9 protein-coding genes and 1 tRNA gene are annotated in these 19,043 nt (G+C 44.6%); 1 reads left to right on the top strand and 9 read right to left on the bottom strand.

Annotated features, from left to right (window positions below; all coding sequences use genetic code 11):
* Positions 1-444 precede the first annotated feature (444 nt).
* On the top strand, positions 445-10,206 hold the full coding sequence (locus BMZ28_RS01610) for an autotransporter outer membrane beta-barrel domain-containing protein (RefSeq protein WP_074820270.1): 9,762 nt from the start codon (positions 445-447) through the stop codon (positions 10,204-10,206).
* Between the two features lie 362 nt (positions 10,207-10,568).
* Here BMZ28_RS01610 and BMZ28_RS01605 read toward each other — a convergent pair whose 3' ends face one another.
* From BMZ28_RS01605 to BMZ28_RS01565, 9 genes are all read right to left on the bottom strand, one after another.
* Complete coding sequence (locus BMZ28_RS01605; RefSeq protein WP_074820268.1) at positions 10,569-11,288, bottom strand: hypothetical protein; 720 nt, start codon at positions 11,286-11,288, stop codon at positions 10,569-10,571.
* 329 nt (positions 11,289-11,617) lie between these two features.
* Positions 11,618-12,637, bottom strand: coding sequence for a nucleotidyltransferase domain-containing protein (locus BMZ28_RS01600; RefSeq protein ID WP_074820266.1), 1,020 nt, complete (start codon positions 12,635-12,637; stop codon positions 11,618-11,620).
* Positions 12,638-12,641: 4 nt separating this feature from the next.
* Positions 12,642-13,721 carry an HD domain-containing protein gene (locus BMZ28_RS01595; protein WP_169052201.1) on the bottom strand — a complete coding sequence of 360 codons (1,080 nt, stop codon included), beginning with the start codon at positions 13,719-13,721 and terminating at the stop codon, positions 12,642-12,644.
* Positions 13,722-13,868: 147 nt separating this feature from the next.
* A complete protein-coding gene (locus BMZ28_RS01590) occupies positions 13,869-14,744 on the bottom strand; it encodes a DNA adenine methylase (RefSeq protein ID WP_074820261.1) in 876 nt (291 codons plus the stop codon).
* Between the two features lie 84 nt (positions 14,745-14,828).
* Positions 14,829-16,229: a LysM peptidoglycan-binding domain-containing protein gene (locus BMZ28_RS01585; RefSeq protein ID WP_074820258.1), complete on the bottom strand. Its 1,401-nt coding sequence runs from the start codon at positions 16,227-16,229 to the stop codon at positions 14,829-14,831.
* 151 nt (positions 16,230-16,380) lie between these two features.
* Positions 16,381-16,782, bottom strand: coding sequence for a tyrosine-type recombinase/integrase (locus tag BMZ28_RS01580; protein WP_074820256.1), 402 nt, complete (start codon positions 16,780-16,782; stop codon positions 16,381-16,383).
* A gap of 158 nt (positions 16,783-16,940) precedes the next feature.
* Positions 16,941-17,025, bottom strand: a tRNA-Leu gene (locus tag BMZ28_RS01575).
* A 328-nt stretch (positions 17,026-17,353) separates the two neighbouring features.
* Entirely contained in the window at positions 17,354-17,770 is a 417-nt protein-coding gene (locus tag BMZ28_RS01570; RefSeq protein WP_047780008.1) for an HIT family protein, read from the bottom strand.
* A 138-nt stretch (positions 17,771-17,908) separates the two neighbouring features.
* The gene (locus BMZ28_RS01565; RefSeq protein WP_074820610.1) at positions 17,909-18,958 is read right to left on the bottom strand and encodes a LacI family DNA-binding transcriptional regulator; all 1,050 of its coding nucleotides are present in this window, start codon (positions 18,956-18,958) and stop codon (positions 17,909-17,911) included.
* Positions 18,959-19,043 lie beyond the last annotated feature (85 nt).

Below are 19,043 nucleotides of genomic sequence, written 5' to 3'. Positions count from 1 at the left end.
TTTTTAATATTTAACCTATCAACACGCCTTTGAATTTAAAAAATATCAGAAAATAAATATTATTTAATAATTAATGTTTAATGGCGTTAACTAATAATGGAGCTAACTAATTGGTGAATTGATGGTTATTAATGGACCATAAGTAAATACATATATTTCTTTATTTTAGATCTTTAATTTTGATTTTTATCTTTTTGTCGATCGATTAATTTGATTTATTGCTGTTTTAAGATTAATGATTCTGTTATTTGTATTATCTCGATCTATTATATTGGGCGCTTTGGTTTTGGTGATATTATATTCCAAATACTCGTAAGTGTGAGCCGCCTGTTTTATTAGGTGAATAGTACCGCGCTGAATCATTACTTATCTTGAAAATATTAATCCAACAGATTAGTTGGCTAACCAATATAAATAACCAATATGAAAAGGAATTAAATTGGCATGAATAAAATTTATCGTATTATTTGGAATAGCACGTTGGGAGCGTGGGTGGTGACCTCTGAATTAGGGCGCGGAAAAATAAAAAGTGCGACCTCGAAAACATTAACGGCATTAGCACTTACCACCCTGTTAGCTACATCGGCTACCGCCAGCCAGTGTAATTCCGCCTCATTGCTCTGTGATTTAGATTCAGCGTGGTCATTTGCTACCAATAATCGTGGCGCTGGTTCGGTGACGATTTCGGATGGTCAGACTTATCGCGTTAATGGACCTAAGTCTTATCGTTCTGCGCCTGGGAGCTATATCACTTTTAGGACTGTCAACGAATTGATTAATGCAGGCTACATTAATGCTGCCCTGTTGCCTGACGATGACACCTATGTTGAACTGGGAGTAAAGAGCCAAAGCGTCACCGTGATTGACCCCATCACTAACGCCAGTAACGTGGTTTCCGTCTATAACTCCGGTAACCTTCAGGAGTTTGAGAGTGGTCATTCTATTGGTGGTTATGGCGTCGCTCGCACCGGGCCGTTAAGTATCTATTATCAGACCCGACTGGTGACTGTGAACTCTGGCACGGCGGATATTTATGCCGATGGGCTGACTATCAGTAGCGCCCATCGGGATAGTCAGTTGGTGTATGCAGACAGTACAGTGACTAATCAGGCGGCGACCGCCAATTGGCACTCAAAAAATACGATAAATTTACCTTCCGAGCCTGACTATGCCAGTGCGTCAACTCAAACCGCGACAGCGAAAAAAACCACTTATGCCGGTAGTTTTACTGCTTTTAACGGAGGGGCTACCACCGTTACGTCGTTAAGCGAACTACAGCGTTATAACCAATGGTTGATTGGTAAAATGCAGTCCGGTGAGTTGGCCCCGTCCCGCTATGATAGCGAGTTGGCGAAAGCTTATACCACCGCATCCAGCTACTACCAGATTAATCGAGTCCCCGTCGGGGTTGACCCTATTTTAACTCAGCCGGTCGGGGTGACCACGGTATTTATGGCTAATGGTGATAAGGCCACGGTACGTTTGGCGGCAACCGGGCGGATCAGCGGCGATATTCGTGGTGCAGGTTCTGAAAATGCGGGGGTCTTTCGACTCACCAACGGCGCGACGGGAATTAACGACGGTGAAATAGATACCTCTACATACACAGCAACGGTGCTTTCAGGTTCTCATTTTATTAATAATGGTTCGTTAACGACAGGTTTAGCTAACGGCGTACCAGGATATGGTGTACGAATATTAGGTCTGAATAGTGTCTTTACTAATAACGGAACATTAAATATACGACCTCAATTCTGGTCAAGTACCTCCTCTGGTAATAGTACAGCCTGGGGGGTAACAGTCATTCACTATGCCAGTGCTATTAATCATGGCACCATGAATATCGGGATAACTGAAGGTAATAAGGGGCGAGAGACCGTTGGCAGCGTGTATGGGGTAAGGATTGAGCCTAAGGGTAATTTTACCAACAGTGCCAGCGGTGTCATCAATATCGGTCGGGCGGTGGACGGCAGTGAGGTGTATGTCAAACCTGGATCTTCTGCCATTCGGATTAATACCGGTATCAGCGGCAAGGTGGAGAATCAGGGGCACATTGTCTTAGGCACCAAGGTTGAAGGCTCTGCGGGCATCCATGCCTTGGTAGCCGGTACGCATGACGTGACCAACAGTGGGACCATTACCCTGTTGAGCAACGGTGATAACGGCGCTTTTACCCCGCGAGAGAACATCGGTATCTATGCTCAGAATAATGCCCGGGGCATCAACAACACCGGCCTGATTGATATTCAGGGCATCAATGGCATTGGGATTAAAACCCTCTCTGGGGGGCAGGTATCGTCCAGCGGTCAGATTAACGTGACCGGCGGTGCCGACCCCTCAACCGGCTTGCGCAACTATGGCGTCTGGTCGCAGGGATTAAATTCCCTGATTGATATTTCCGGCAGCGTTAATCTCAAAGGGAATGGCGCCATTGGTGTGCATGCCAGAGATAAGGGCGCCATCAGTTTATCGGGTCAGGGTAAAGTCAACTTCTCTGACGGTGAGAATCAGATTGGTTTCTACATTTACGGTACTGGCTCGAAAATCAATAACACCAGTACCGGTACTCAGGACGTCACCACCAACAACTCCACCCTGATGCGCCTTGACGGTGGTGCGGCCTTTACCGGTGCCTCGGGGGCCACCTCGACCATGTCCGCTTCTGGCGATAATGCCCAAGTTATTGTGGCGACCGGCAGCGGGACTACCGTCGATTCCGGGGGCATGACCGTCAAGGTTAACGGTAAAAATGCCACCGGATTTTTAATCGAAGGGGGGGCGACCGGCACTATCAGCAACACGGCCAACATTAACCTGTCCGGCGAAGGGGCGATAGCCGGTATTGCGGATGGACAAGGGTATGACCTGACTGGTGCCAAGAAGAGCATAACGGAGGCGGAGAAAAAGGCCACTTCGCTGACGGCTGGTGCCAATCTCCATTCTGCGTTAGACGGCGTTGTCGGCTACATTGCGCGTAATTTAGCCACTTTAACTAACTCGGGCAATATTACCTTTAGCGGCGACAACACCACGGGTATTCAGGTTGAAGAAGGGGCCGTGGGCGCCAATAGCGGGAATATCACGTTAGCGGGTCAAGGCGGGGTCGGTCTGAAGGCCTCGGCGCGTACTCTGGAGACCAAACTGAGTTCAACCGGTAACCTGACCTTAAACGGCAGTTGGGATGGAGTAAATGATGCTACTCGAACCACTGGCGTATTGGCCGATGGTCATCAGGTGTCTGTCACCATCGGTGATGGCATCAATACGGCGGCGATGAATCTAAAGGGAGCCGGTAGCGTAGGGGTTCAGGCGACCGGGGGCAGCACCGTGACGCTGGATGATAAGGTGGCGGTGAATTTTGACAGCAATAACACCGATCAGGTGGCTTTCTGGGTCGACGGCAGCGGCTCTCAAATTATCACTCAGGCTGGCGGCACGGAGACGCAGGTCAATGGCGATGGCGCGACCATGTTCTATGTGACGAACGGGGCGACCATGGATGGGGTGCTGAATCTAAACCTGTCGGGCAAAGCAGGCAGTCATAAAATCACTTCAGGTATTCGGGTTAAGGGCGCAGGGTCAGAGGCCAAACTGGCGTCGGGCAGTCAGTTGACTATCGGCACCAACGCCACCGGTGTGCTGGCTGAAAATGCCGGTAAAGCGGTCATTGCTGCCGGGGCGGCTTTTCATCTCAGCGGTGATCAGGCGATTGTGGGTAAAGCGACCGGCCAGGGTAGCCGGGTGGAAAATAACGCCACCGTGACGTCGGTGACGGACAGCCGCGGTTCAACTGCGTTCTTAGCGGAAAACGGCGGGGTAATAGACAATAACGGAAATATTAATTTATCCGTCGGCAGCGAGCATACGGCAATAGACTTAAATAACGGTCACGTGGTGAATCGCGGCAATATTCAGGCCAACGGGACGGCCATTCATATTCAAGGTCGTGACAGTACGATAGTCAATGCCGGCACCATTGAAGCGGTTGACGGTAAAGCGGCGATTCATATCGATGCGGGGGCGGGGTTGAACCTCAGTGCGGTTTCCGGCGGCACGGGCACCATTAAGGCTGACCGTACGGCAGACGGTATTTTGCTGAGCGAAGGCGCGTTAAGCCTGAACGTAGCCAATAGCCTGATTGATATGAGCGGGATTAACGCCAGCGGTATTGGTATTCATAACGTGGCGGGCATTCAGGGCATTACACTGGATAACACCCGGATTAAGTTGGGTGGAACCGGTATTGGTATCAAAACCGGCGCGTCGTTGGCGAAAACCAATTCAGGCGCGATTGATGTGACCGACGGCATCGGTATTCTGTATTTAAATGAAAACGGCAGCGCGGTGGCCTCGGATATCGACTTATCTGATTCGGCTAACTTAGTGATGAATGTCGCGGGCCAGGGCGTGGGGATGAAGGCGACGTTGGATGGTCAGCAACGTTCCGTGAACACGGCTATCGGCGTGAATGTGACCAGTGCGACGGGTGGTTCTGCGATAGACGTCAGCGGAGCGAAAAGCGTGGAGAACTCAGGGCAGTTAATCTCTGATTCCACGGTAGCCAACGGCAATGTCCTGAATGTGCATAATGCGGACACTATTAGCAATAGCGGCACCATTCAGGCTTCCTCGGCCGAGATGACCGCCATTGCCATGTCCCATAGCGGCAATAAAACCTTAACTAACACCGGCAAGATACGGGGTCTGTTGGATTTTGCCCTCGGTGATAACCAGATAAATCTGACCGGCGGTCAACTGACCGGCAATATCAAGGCGCACGGTGGGGCGAATATCCTGACGGCATCGGCGGGCACAGTACAGCGCGGTGAGATTAGTCTGACCGGAGATAAGGCTCAGACGGTGACGGTGAAAGGGGCGTCCACGGTGGGCCACGTGACCTTAGGTGACGGCAATAATGTGCTGACGGTTGACGACTCAACCACTGGTCATATCACCACCGGCGACGGTCACAGCGAGCTGACCTTCCGTGGTGAAGCGGTGGCAGGGAACATTGCGTTGGGTACCGGTAATAATCATCTCATACTGTCCGACAAGGCTCACATTGACAATATGACGGCGAGTGCGGGTGGTAATAATTTTGTGGTGATTAAAGACGTCGCCACGTTTGACAAACTGGATGCGGGGAAGGGGGGCGAGGATGACCAGCTGACTTTTGACGGTGCTAAGTATGCGCTGGACAATACCGCGGATATCCAACATTTTGACCAGCTGAACCTGATACGTGGTGCGAGATTTATTACAGGACACGCGATCCAGATGGGGGAGACCGCAACCAGCGTGGGGCATATTGCCATTGATGGTCGTTCGTCACTGGTCTTGACGCCGGCAGGTGCCTATACCCTGAATCATGCGCTGAGCGGCAGTGGTCTGGTGGAGGTGACCTCGGGGACGAGGTTTGATTTTGGCAGCGATGTGGGCCATCAGTTCACCGGCCGCGTTCATATGAACAGTACGGACTTTGCGTTGTCCAGGTTTAACACCACCGCACTGACTCAGGCCATGCTGTCGGTGATGGACAAGAACACCACGATCGTGGGAACCGGCAATCAGGTGATTGGCGGCCTGTCCTTTAATGGTGGTACGGTTGATTTTGGCGTCAGTATTCCCAGCGATACGGTGTCGGCTAACCGTATTCAGGTCGAGACGTTAAATGCCCGCGGCAAGGGTAAGGTGCAGGTGAAGCACCCGCTTATCGACAATGGCATACCGCCAGTGGTACCGCCTGCCGAGGGGCAGACGCGGGGACTATTAGACCAGCAAACCGAGACTTTGGTGCAGTTAGTGACCGCAGCTAGCGTAGTGGGTGGGGCCGGCAATTTGGTGCTCATCGATGAAAATGGTGAGGTGATTAGTCATGCCACCGGCACCACGATATATCAGGACGGCATTCAGGCGGCGAAGGGGCATTACAACTACCGCTTAACCACCACGGATAATGAGGGGCAGGCCAATGGTCTGTACGTTGGTTACGGTCTGACCCAGTTGGATTTATTGAGTAGCGGTGCTGATAAACTGGTGATTAATACCGATCACAGTACCGAGAAACAGCTGTCCGCTAAAGTGACCGGTAGCGGCGACTTGGGTATTCAGGCCGGTAACGGCGCAGATGCGTTGACGTTGAGTAACTTAGACAATAGTTACACCGGTGTGACTGACCTGAAAAGCGGTACGGTCAAACTGGGGACGGATAACGGCTTCGGGGCGACCTCTAAACTGTCTTTAGCGAATACAACGACTGCGGATATCAACGGCAAGACGCAGACCATCGGGGCACTGGACGGGCAAGCGGGCTCAACCCTGAACCTGAACGGCGGTGATTTAACACTGACCGACGGCGGCATGGCGTCCGGTACCTTAACCGGCGAGGGTGACTTAACCGTATCCGGGGGGACGCTGACAGTCACGGTGGCCAACGCCAACCTGAGTGCGACTACCACGGTGAAGGCCGGAGCGCAGGCGCTACTCGATGATGTGCTGGCACTGGGTACTGGTCAGGTGCTGGCCGACGGAAAGGTCACGCTGAACGCGGTGAACGGCACCTTTGCCAATGAGCTTTCCGGTAGCGGACAACTGAACAGCCATAACGGCAGTGAAGTGACGCTGAGCGGGAATAACCGTGACTTTGCCGGTGTGATGGACATTGATGCCACCTCGACCTTAACCGTGAATGAGACTCAAAATCTGGGGGCGACCACGGAGGTGAAGAACGCCAATCAGGTTATCGTTAATAATAGTGCCGCCATGACACTGGCGGCTATCGTCAGTGGAACGGGGGAGCTGATTAAACAAAACAGTGGCACCTTAACGCTCAGTGGCAGCAATCGTTATACCGGCCAGACGGATATTCAGGGCGGGACAGTGGCGATATCGTCCGATGCCAATCTGGGTAGCACCGACAACCTGACCCGATTGAACGGCGGCGATTTACAGATCACCGCCGACTTAACCTCCACGCGTGATGTGACGCTGGTTCAAGATGGCCGCGTGATCGTGGACAGCGGCGTGACGGCGAGTATGGGCGGCTGGGATGACCAAAGTAGTGGTCTTTCTACCCTCAGCAAAGCCGGTGACGGCACCCTGATCTGGACCGGTGACAACAGCGCCAATACGGCCAACGTTAGCGTGACTGGTGGGACGTTACAGGTGGCGAGTATAGATAACCTGGCCAGCGCTAACGGTGAGGTGCATCTGGGGGCGAACGGGAGGCTGTCTATCCTGCAATCCGTGGATACGGCGGCGGATGTGGACTTCAGCCGTCAGCTGAGCGGTAGCGGTGAACTGTGGGTGAGTCTGGCTGACAAGGCGCAGGCATTGACCTTGAATGCCTCTTCTGCCGGTGGTGATTTTACCGGTCAACTGACTCTGGATAACGGGCACTTTACGCTGAATACCGAGGCGAGTCAGACTCTGGCGCAGTCCACCTTACAGCTGAACGGCGGGGCGGGTAAGCTGGGCAGTGCCCGACTGGTGGGTGAGCAAATCCTTGGCGGACTGACCATGAACGGCGGTCAGTTAGAAGTGGCGTTCAGCAGCCTGAATCACCGCCCGGAAGGGGTGCTGACGGTGAAGACACTGGATGTGACCGGCGGCGGTAACCTTGCCATCCTCACCCCCGCTAACTTACCGAACCCTATTCCGGTTACCGGGGATTCGTTGTTTGATCAGGATGATGAGGTGATTGATGTGGTGGTGAATGCCACTGACCGCGTTAACGGCGTTGGCACGCAGATTGAACTGACCGACATTAATGGGGCTCTGGTGGCGCCGGATACCACTATTGGTCTGGTGAATAATGGGACAACGGTTGGCAATGCCCACTATAACTACTTTGGCTCGGTGAAAGAGGACGGCCTGTATCTGGGCTACGGTTTAACACAGATAGACGCGTTTGCGGATCAGTCGGTGATATTGACCAATGCCTATGCGCTGGATAATAGCTTAGGGGCCAAGTTGACCGGCGATGGCGGCTTTACCATCAATGCCAACGGCACCGCCAGAATCGGTAATGCCAGCAGTGATTATACCGGGACGACTCATCTGAACAGCGGTAACGTTGAACTGATCACGAACAACGGTCTGGGTCAAACTCGTTTACTGAATATGCAAAGCGGAACTGGACTGGACTTGAATGGTAATCGCCAAACTCTGGGCTCACTGGCGGCGATGGTCGACAGTGTGATAAACCTGGACGGTGGTGAATTAACGATCACCGATGGCGGACAGAGTGACGGCACCTTCACCGGACAGGGAGACCTTATCCTGACGGGCAGTACCTTAAGCTTGAACCAGAACAGTAGCCAGTTTACCGGAATGACCACCATTGACAGTGGGGCGACGGCGCGATTGACTCAACCGCAGGGCTTAGGTCAGGGCACCATTCATCTTCAAGGCACGCTGAACTTAGATAGCGCTAAAGGTACGTTGTTGAATAGCCTGAACGGTGATGGTGAAACGTTACTCACTAATGCCGCAGATATGTATTTGGGTGGCAATAACACCAACTACAGCGGTACCTTTATGACCCAAGCTGGCACCACCTTAACCGCGACAGAGAAAAACCAGTTAGGCACCGCCACCATTCATAACAGCGGCACCTTTGCTATCGATACCGCTGGTTTGTGGACGCTGGACAGTACCGTGAACGGCAGCGGTACCGTGGTGAAAAAAGGCAGCGGTACGCTGCAACTGGAGGCGAATAACGTTACCGCCGGTTTGACCCGTATTGAGAACGGCCTGCTGTTAATTGGCGGTGAACAAAGCGCGGCCACAACTGCAAATCTAAACAGTCATGTCACGATTGAAAAAGAGGGTGCGTTGGGTGGCTACGGTAGCGTGACCGGGAATGTGACTAACCGCGGTAATCTGATTATGGGTCACGCCTTAACGGGCGGGGGGCATGGTGAGTTTACGATTAACGGTGACTATATCGGTACCGATAACAGCACAATTATCTTTAATACCACACTGGATGATGATGCATCCGCCACCGATATGTTGCGCATTACCGGCAACACGGCAGGAACGAGTCATATCATGGTGAGAAGTGCCCGCGGTGAAGGGGCTCAAACGTCCGATGGAATTAAGCTGATTGATGTCGCGGGGACTTCTAACGCGCAGTTTACCTTAAGTGGGCGTGCGGTGGCCGGAGCCTATGACTACTTCTTGTATCAGGGTGCGATTAGCACACCGGACGATGGAAACTGGTATCTGCGCTCATCATTAAGTTCGCTTAATCCAGACCCTTCTATCTATCGCCCGGAAGCCGGGGGTTATATGGCGAATATGGCCGCGGCGAGTCATCTGTTTAGCCTGCGGTTAGCGGATCGTGAAGGTCGGGCAGAAAACTCCAGCCTGTGGTTACGTCAGGTGGGTTCACGCAATAAACATCGCGACAGCACCGGCCAGTTACAGACTGCGACAAACAGCTATGTGGTGCAGGGCGGGGGTGAAGTGTGGAGTACGCAGTTTACTGACGCAGACCAATTCGGTTTAGGTGTGATGATGGCGTACGGTAAAGCGGACGGCAAGACGCACAGCAAGAAAACCGGTTACAAAGCTAACAGTACTCTTGACGGTTACAGCACCGGCCTCTACGGCACTTGGTATCAGGATGCGAAGACCCTGAACGGGGCTTATGTTGACAGTTGGCTGCAGTACAGCTGGTTGGATGCAGAAGTGAACGGTCAGAGTATGGCAAAAGAGTCCTACAAGATGGATGGCTTCAGTGCTTCGTTGGAAGCGGGTTATCGTTTATCGGTATATCAGGGTCTGAACAGCGAGGTGTTTATTACGCCACAAGGTCAGATTAGCTGGAACGGGATTAAAGCCGATGACCATATTGAAGCGGGCGGCACCAAAGTGGCGTCGTCGGGTCATGATAATGTGCAAACTCGCCTGGGCCTGAAAGTCTCCCGTGACGGTGTGAGTGACGGGGACAAAGGCACTGACAAACTGTTTACGGTCTATGCGGAAGCGAACTGGCTGCACAATAGCCAACAAGCAGGGGCGGTATTAGACGGTGTTGAAGTGAAACAGTCCGGCAGCCGCCATGTGGGTGAGTTGAAACTGGGTGCTGAAGGTCAAGTGAACCAGAATCTTAGCCTGTGGAGTAACGTCGCGCAGCAGTTGGGTGATAACGGTTATAGCGATACCTCCGTGACGCTGGGGGTAAAAGTTCATTTTTAATTAGGGTTATAATAAGAATAAGGGGTGTGGCCTGAATGGCTACGCCCCTTTTTTTTAGGTTTTAATGGGGTGGGGGAAGAGGGGGAAGATTAATGTGAGTGAGTTAAGGGGGATTAGGGGGATGGAATTGGGAGTTTAGACATAAAAAAGACGTTTAATGGTACTGAGGCCGGACTCGATATTTTAAATAAGATATTGATATATAATAAAATTAAATTTATAAAAATATTTAAGACCCCTTATTTGCCCCTGTTTTTGCTAATTGTATCTGAAGGTTACTTACTGAATTTAATGGATTTTAGTAAATTTGCATTAAAAATCAATTTACCATGTGAATCGCTGCTTTTCGTGATTTTTAAAATTTATCCACGGAGTTGTTGTAACTTGCCCTGCTGAACTTTCCATGCTGATCTTATTAAGTCGCTCTTAGGTTTAAATCGTGACATATGCCTAATGCCGACAACTGGTACATGTAAATCTCCAAATCTTGCGAGAAAGCTATAGGTTGTATAGTAGGAGGATGATTGCTCTTCATGAAAAGTGTCTTTTAACCCAAAGGTATCAAGAAGTATTTTAGTGGCAGAAAGTGAGCTAAGGCCATTGCTGTAAGCAACTATGAGCTCTGGCTGGGATAGTGGAATTGTTACTTCAGAGAAAAATTTCATTGAGCCGTCAATGAGGCCGTTTAAGTCACCTAAAATTTTCCCTTCGGCCGCTCTTTTTATTTCATAAGCATTTTGGGAACAGAGTAGCAGAGCATTTGTATAGATAGTGTTTTCGACATCAAAGCCTAAACATTCTGTTAAGGATTTTAATCTATTAGCAAGAGTTTTAGGCCCCCAAGCGCCATTTAATCCATTTTGAATATTTGATAATTGAGGTTCATGAAAGGAATCTTGTATTGCCTTAGCATTTGTTTGTTCCTTGTCTGCTAATGAGCCATTAAAACCAACCATGATAAGACGTTTTCTTTCTTTTGGAGCTGCAAGTAATTCAAACGAACAGTCATAGGGGCGACCTTCAAGATTGCTTAGCCCTAAGTTTTGTAGTTGGGATAGAATGTTCTCTCTAATTTTTATCATGAGCAGGTACTTAATAGCTTAATATGAATAGCAAAGCTTAAACCCTGTAACATTTGTCTATTGATGGGCGTTGATTTCATAATCAATTGATTTAAATTGATATTTTTAGTCTTTCATAGACTAGTATACCGTTAGAAAGACCCAAGGATAATACTTTATTAGAGTCAACTTTGCGTAATAAATCGTTCTAATTTATTAAATATGATTTATTTATCATAAAGATAGCGTGTGAAAAATAAGCTATCATTGAGGGGCCTATATTTATAGGTGTAAAAATAATAAAGCTTGTATCACATAAGTAACACAAACTTTATCGTAAAATTAATTTTCTAAAGTACCAATGAGTGATGGATTTGGTGTTCTTGATCATATTTCAATTTAATAATATCAAATAATACTTTTGAGAATTGGTTACTCTGTGAACTTAACTCTTTATATATGCTGGAATTATATCTTTCTGATTTATCAGTAATTGATTCAAGCTGTTTTCTATTTTCAGGGTTTTCTATCTTTTCGAGAAAAAAATTGTAGATATGAAATAATTCGCGTAATTTTTCTTTTATTTTTTCTTCTTCATGGTTACTTAATTCAAAAAATAATCTGAATAATGCTGGTTTCTCCAATGATGTTAATATGTGGTCAATTCTCTCATTTTCATTTTTAGCTTTCGTACTCTCAGCAACGGTAATTATTCCTGCAAAATAAAGTATTTTTCTTGAAAAACGAAGTTTAATGTTTCTTAGGCCCCAAGGCTTATTGGCTTCAGATACTTTATGTTGAAAATCGGTAGCTATAGTTCGATAATACCTAATAATATCATTAAGTAAAAATTTAGGTAAGGCTTGTCTTTTGCTTTTGATTTTTATATATGTTTTGGCGATAGAATGTCTAAACTCATTGAAGTAGCTATCACCATATAATGATTTTCCTTCTAATAAAAATAGCATTCTTCTTGTCAGGCTTTGATTGGAATCGGATGTACCACCTATATTTCTACGTAGCTGGTTAATTGTAACAATAGCTTCACAACCAAAGGTGCCTGTATCACCTTCAGATTTTTTAATGTGTTTTTTTATTATATTTTCTATATTCTTGGAATGTGATTTTTCTAATTCGGTAGAAATAGGTTCTGTTTTACAAATTATAAAATAATCAAGGTCTGACTCTTCGGAAGCTTCATTTCTGCCAAATGATCCTGTGGTAATTATAGCGAATTCTTTATTTGATATGTTTTTATTAACATAATCTTCTAATTCTTTTCTTAGGATGTCTATTTTATTTAGGCTGTAAATATTTGCATTGTTAATTGACTTATATTCTTTTATAAAATTATTGTAACTTATGTTCATTTATCTATCTCCCTTCATAATTTAGCATAAGTTCTAAATTGAGTTGTACATTGTTATTGTCAGTGGGGGCAATATTTATCTCAATAGACTTTGATAACTTGGTATAAGAATATCTATCTGAAAATTTATATTCATCAGGATGTACGGTGTATTTTCTTGATGTTATGTCAAATTTTTGACTCAAAATACATTCGGGTATTTCATTATTTTTTATTTTTTTGAATATATTAAACATCCGACTATATTTTCTTTTCCATATTGACTCATTAGAAAACATATCATCAATAGTTATTTCTACATTATTTTCATCTTCGAAAAATAATTGGCTAAACTTATCTGATATAATTCCAATGTCAGTGTTAATGAAGCTGGAATATATCCAGTCTTTTCCCTTCCAAAAGGTATCAAGCTCATTAAATGATGAATTTTCATTCGTCAGATCTAAAAATGCAGCTTTAGCTATTTTCATTCTATTAATATTTAAGTTATTATTACTTTTGTATTCTAAGCATCTCAAGATGCCATCAATAGTATCAATATTAATCTTATTGCTAAAAAGATCTCCGCCATCGATATAAGAGATATTATTATTTAACAGGCTCTTAATGAAACTTGAACAACAGTACTTATTCAGTATTAATTTTAATTCATTCGCAATTTTTACTTCGCCATTTATTATTTTTTCTCCACACTCATGATGGCCATAACCAAACATTTTTTTTACATATGGCTCAGCACTGTGAGATAAGGGAAGGTGTCCTATATCATGTAATAAAGCAGCTACAACTATGTTTATACGTAGGTCGTCATCATAATTTCTATTTGTTGCAATATAATTTGCTAATGATGCAACGTAGATTGAATGTGTAGCCCTATTTCTATTTTCTTTGGACAATTTATTTTTAAATGTATAGTCAATGGCACCTAAAAATGAAATGTCATAGAGACGTTCAAATGCAGGGGTATCAATTATTTGTTTAAATATGAAGTCATTTCTCGTTTTTTCAACCCAATAAGCCATGCCGATTTCATCAGAATCGTCTAACTCTGACTGCCATAACTGCATGTTTTTATTATGTTTCATGATATATTGTCTCATATTTATCAAACTCACTTTTATAGTTTAGCATTTCTGGTTACGGGCGTAAAAGATAAATGTAAGTGTTTTCTACGGATACTTTATTAAAATATCTATTTATATGATATATCTATATGAATTTAAAATTAATATTTATTCTTCTATATCAAATAAGATTTCCATTTTCATTTCCACTGGTACTTTTATATTTCTATTAATAATCAGAAGTTCAGTACCTTTTTTCTTATCTGCTGCGGAGTAACTTAAATTAAAATTATATTTCTCAAATTCATTATATAGTGCTTTGATTTTTTTTGAATTATCATATGTTAATATCCATGGGCGACTTAGTTTTCGAATAGAATTAGCTAATAAACTATGGTCATTAGGTTTATAAAAATTTGTATATAATGATTCGCCCTTTTCATAGTATGGAGGATCGATACAGAATAACCCATTATTTTGAGTCAGTTTTTTATCTAATAACGTTATGAATTGAGTTGCATCTAAGTTATGCAACTCAATTTGGTTTTTATGAGCAACAACTTTTAATATTCTTTTTATGAGGTTTTCTTTGTTAAATCGACAATCTATATCATAATTTCCATTCTGTTTAAATCCACCTATTGGACCAGCTTTTAAAATTATTCCAGATCTATTTGTTCTGTTTAAAAAGAATGAAGAAAAGCCTAAGTCAAGTTCATTCTCCGTCATTTTATTTTCTTGAATATGTTTCTGGCAGTACCATTCATCAAGAGTGATTTCTACTTCCCTGATTCTATCAATAAACTCTTCCGTATGATTTAAGATGGAGTACCAAAAGGACCATATAGAGCGGTCAATGTCATTTAAGTATATTTTGTTAACATTTCCACTGAATAGCAATGACAAGGCCAGCCCCGCCCCACCTGCGTAAGGTTCTGCATAATAGCCATTATTTAGATTATTATGCTCTATAATCCTCGATACCATCTTGAATATCGAGGATTTTCCTCCAGGGTAACGTAAAGGTGACGCTATTCTTGACATAGATATAGTGTAGCTTATAAAAATTGATAGATTATATTGTATATTACAGTTAAATCATGTAGATAACCATAATAGCTGTACTTTTTAATTGCATTCTTTATTACACATTAGCACTAATGGCTCAATGATCAACCATATAGCAGTTAGCATTTCTTTATCTGGGATTGTAAATTCCCCATGTACGTAACGATTTAATGTTTCTAAAGAAACCCAGCGGGGACTATCCTTGGCTATAAATGATAATAAATCATTAAGATGAGCTTGATTTTGGAACCATTGTGGCCGGTTAGTTAAGGATTTTATGTTTTGAGATAAATTGTGCGTTCTTTGCCTATCATTAAGACAAATTTCAAGTTTACCTTGAGATTCGAAAATTCTTAATATTGTCATTTCCAGAATAGTACGCAACAAAAATGCAGATGAATACATATATTTACCTGCTTGAATCTTTTGTCCTTCATTAATAAGGATATCAAGTTTTATATTACCCGTTTCATAGATTTTACCCTTAGGTATTAACATCTCTGTTTTTGAACGAGTTTTTTTAGGCTGAGGTGTAGGTACTGGAGGAGAATTTCCTTTATATAAAGAAAAGCTTACTGGTGTGATATTTTCACCTGTTTCCGGTAATAAAGTAGATATCTTTTCTATATATGATGAAATTGCTTCTTTATCGTTCAATACTCGTGAGTTAATTTTCTTTTCAATGATATCTGTGACAATTTTCTTCAAGAGGCTATTAAACTTAAATGTAGGAATATCTGTTTTTAGTGTTGTCCCTTCAATGCGCATGCCTACAAATTCAAGAAATGTAGAGTTTCCAACGATTCTTCCTAAAGTTGATATATGAAATTTTTCTGAGAGGGCTTTTTCCTCTATATCAGATGGTAAGTCCAATTCAATTAAATAACTGCTTAAATAATGTTCAGTTACAGCAGCTTGTATATCTGTCACATTAACATTGAATCTTTCAGCGATCTGCTCTATGGTCTCACCTTCTTGAACTGCTGCCCTCGCTATAAATGCATTTTTTTGTAGCCTACTCCATTCTTTTTTTCTTTCTGTATGTAATTCAAATAGAACATCTTCAGCTTCTTCTCGCGACGGGGCAACAATAACATCTATTTTTTCTATAGGATTTCCGCTCATTAAATTATGTAATCGTTGGAAATACCTATGTTGAGAAGACGGGGAAAGTAATGGATCCAATAAGCATTTAAGTGCTGATACTCTACGGTTTCCCTCCAAAACCACATAGCTATCCTTCTCTTTAGTTACATAAATTGGTTCGTGAGGAATGAATCCTTTATGTACTATCTTGTCCGCTATGTCTTTAACTTCCTGATTTTTAATTAGATATTCAAGAATTTCTTTCGTGGTTCGGGTAGGGATATTAGGCGGAATACGAGGATTGTTTCTATCTAATTTTAAATTAGATACAGATAGGGACATTTTTGGCCAAGAAAAATAATCTACACGGCTCATCTATTTTCCTTAATAATTAATATAGTATCTTTAAGGCTAAATCCAGAATATAAAAATATTCTTTTAATTTTATTGCAATTATAAATTTATATTTGGTTATATTTTTTAGAAAACTCAATGATTCTATACTATTTGATATTTTTTTAAACTGTCACATATGACAGTTTTTGATAGTAAATACCATCCTTTTTAAAACTCTTGCCGCATGGTTTGCAGACCATTTTTTTTGAGTTGAGTGCCATCTTCTTGCGATAACTTCGAAAGAATTATCTATATTTTGTGCTTCTTTTTTATCTTGACGAACGGCATTAGGATTAATATCTCTTGCCAAGAGGGCTATATCAGCATCACGCATTTTTCTTGCATCAGCTAAAGAGATTTGGGGATATCGACCATAGGAGGCTCGAGTTTCTTTTCCTTGAAAAGAATACTTACGATACCAATGTTTTGAACCGTTAGGATTTACTAGGATGTAGAGGCCATGACCATCAGCTCTCTTATATAATTTTTCTTTAGGCTTGAAATTGCGAAGTTGAGTATCGTTTAGCGGCATGTAGAACACTCCATGATCATATTATCCTGACCCCTAATATGACCCCCAAAAAGAATGGTTGTCAATAGACGTAGTCGGACGCTAATGGAATGTACCTATGATTTTTACTCTACTTTTCATTATGTTATAGACTTATTGAGACATCTATAGACATTAAATGGTGCCTGAGGCCGGACTCGAACCGGCACACCCGAAGGCGGTTGATTTTGAATCAACTGCGTCTACCGATTTCGCCACTCAGGCACAGAGTAGAATGCGGAAAACGTTGGCATTATACCTGCCCAAGAACACCGCGCAAGCGTTATCCCTTAAAAATCACCTGATTGGTGGGAAAATAATCACTAAAAGGGTGGCCTTGCGGCCACCGCTGACTACGGTACGACTTTGGTAACATCGGCACATGCATTGCTGGTAACAAACAAAGTAGCTTCAGTTACTACGGTACAGCTTACGACAACATCAACAAACACGGTGTATTGCTGGTACGCCGGTCTGTTTACTACTCTGGCTCAGCATCGGTACTGGGCCAGTACAACATCGATATAAGAAGGCGTTATTGGTATTTAAAAAATTATAGTGCTGCACTTAGGCGTTTTTTCATTTCATCGACAAAGTTTTTCGCCAATGGGCGAACCACTCCCGGGCGTAGCGGTTGACACCAAACCGGTTCTGGAAAGTGGCTGTCGTCTTCATTTCGAGGAATGATATGCCAGTGTAGATGAGGGAGGCCGGTACCCAGACTGGCGAGATTGATCTTTTTCGGTGCCATCAGTTTACGGATATTGTGTTCTACTTCAGCAACGACTTGCATGATACGGTGACGTTGCTGCTCATCTAGATCGCTTAATTCAGCCAGATGCTGATTCCACACTACGCGGCACCAGCCGGTAAAGTCGGTTTGCTCTACCAACAGTACCCGACACTGTTCGTCGCGCCACAGTACAAACTCATTTTCAGGATGACAATAACTGCAAGAAGAGGTTGTCATAATTAGCTCCACGCTAAATTTAGGTCATACAAACCCCGGCTGATAAGAGGAAAATATCGGCCTGGATATCCGGTTTACTGCTGTTTAATCGCCGTGAAAAGTTCACATTGCCCGTATTGGTGGGCGTTGAGCGATAGTTTATTCGTTTCGTTTAATCACTGAATCTCTAATGACTAACGTTGGGGTAAATAAAAACTCTTCAGCATTTGTCTGCGGCGCATTTAAACGGGTAATTAGCCGTTCCACCATGGTATTGGCCATATCGGCCAGCGGTGGGGCAACGGATGTTAGCGCCGGATGAATGAGCCCCGACAGTGAAATATTATCGATACCTACGACCGAGATATCTTCAGGAACCCGCACGCCTAAGCTACGCAAACCAGCAATCAAACCAATCGCCAACACATCATTGATGGCAACGATGCCGTTAGGTCGTTTCTCCAACCGACTGATGGTTTGCGCCAGATGGTGGCCTAGCTCGGCCATCTCCGTATCGCCATAGGCGGTCAGCGCTTTGCCCTCAATAACCTGACTATGATCTTTCAGGCCATTTTCGGCGGCTGTTGCCAGAAAGCCTTCAATCTTATGGGAGCGACTGACGGTGCGACTGGCCTCAGTGACGAAGGCAATTTCCCGGCAGCCCTGATCGATCAGATACTGGGCTGCAATACGCCCCGCCTGTCGGTTATCCATGGATACGCTGTCATACAGCATGTCGTTGGTTGCCGATCCGCTAACCGAGCTACCATCATAATTGACCATGGTCAGACCGCGTTGAGCCGCTTCGGCAAAGTGGGATTTTTCAATCGAGCTGGATACCACAATCACCCCGCGTACGCCGTGGGACATCAAATCGTTCAGAAAAGCCTGTTCTTCATCTTCCTGACGATAAGTATTTCCCAGTAGAACACGGTAGCCATGATTGTTTTTGGCGGCCAGATCGACTTCTCGCGCCAGCGCAGCAAAACTAGGGTTAACAATGGAGGGAACCAGCAGACCAATCATTTTAGCCTGCCCGGTTTTCAATTGCTGGGCAGCACGATTGGGGTGATAGTTCAGTTCAACCATGGCGGCTTCGATACGCAGCAGGGTCTCTTTACGCATCTGATCGGTTCGCCCATTAAGAACGTTGGAGACTGAACTGACCGATACGCCTGCGCTACGTGCTACATCCCGAATATTTGCCATGATATTTCCCACTACCGATCCATTTTGATCAATGATTCTAAAGGTTTTTTATTTGTAAGTATCTTATATTTCCGACCGTTCCGTT

Source organism: Pragia fontium DSM 5563 = ATCC 49100, assembly GCF_900112475.1.
Taxonomy (GTDB): domain Bacteria; phylum Pseudomonadota; class Gammaproteobacteria; order Enterobacterales; family Enterobacteriaceae; genus Pragia; species Pragia fontium.
Note: the sequence above shows the minus strand (reverse complement) of the source record. Positions and strands in the feature narration are given on the sequence as shown.

Bases quoted from the DNA above. Each gene is read 5' to 3' on its own strand.
- BMZ28_RS01580 (WP_074820256.1), bottom strand. From the start codon at position 16,782: ATGCCGCTAAACGATACTCAACTTCGCAATTTCAAGCCTAAAGAAAAA.
- BMZ28_RS01570 (WP_047780008.1), bottom strand. From the start codon at position 17,770: ATGACAACCTCTTCTTGCAGTTATTGTCATCCTGAAAATGAGTTTGTA.
- BMZ28_RS01605 (WP_074820268.1), bottom strand. From the start codon at position 11,288: ATGATAAAAATTAGAGAGAACATTCTATCCCAACTACAAAACTTAGGG.
- BMZ28_RS01585 (WP_074820258.1), bottom strand. From the start codon at position 16,229: ATGAGCCGTGTAGATTATTTTTCTTGGCCAAAAATGTCCCTATCTGTA.
- BMZ28_RS01595 (WP_169052201.1), bottom strand. From the start codon at position 13,721: ATGAAACATAATAAAAACATGCAGTTATGGCAGTCAGAGTTAGACGAT.
- BMZ28_RS01590 (WP_074820261.1), bottom strand. From the start codon at position 14,744: ATGTCAAGAATAGCGTCACCTTTACGTTACCCTGGAGGAAAATCCTCG.
- BMZ28_RS01600 (WP_074820266.1), bottom strand. From the start codon at position 12,637: ATGAACATAAGTTACAATAATTTTATAAAAGAATATAAGTCAATTAAC.
- BMZ28_RS01610 (WP_074820270.1), top strand. From the start codon at position 445: ATGAATAAAATTTATCGTATTATTTGGAATAGCACGTTGGGAGCGTGG.
- BMZ28_RS01565 (WP_074820610.1), bottom strand. From the start codon at position 18,958: ATGGCAAATATTCGGGATGTAGCACGTAGCGCAGGCGTATCGGTCAGT.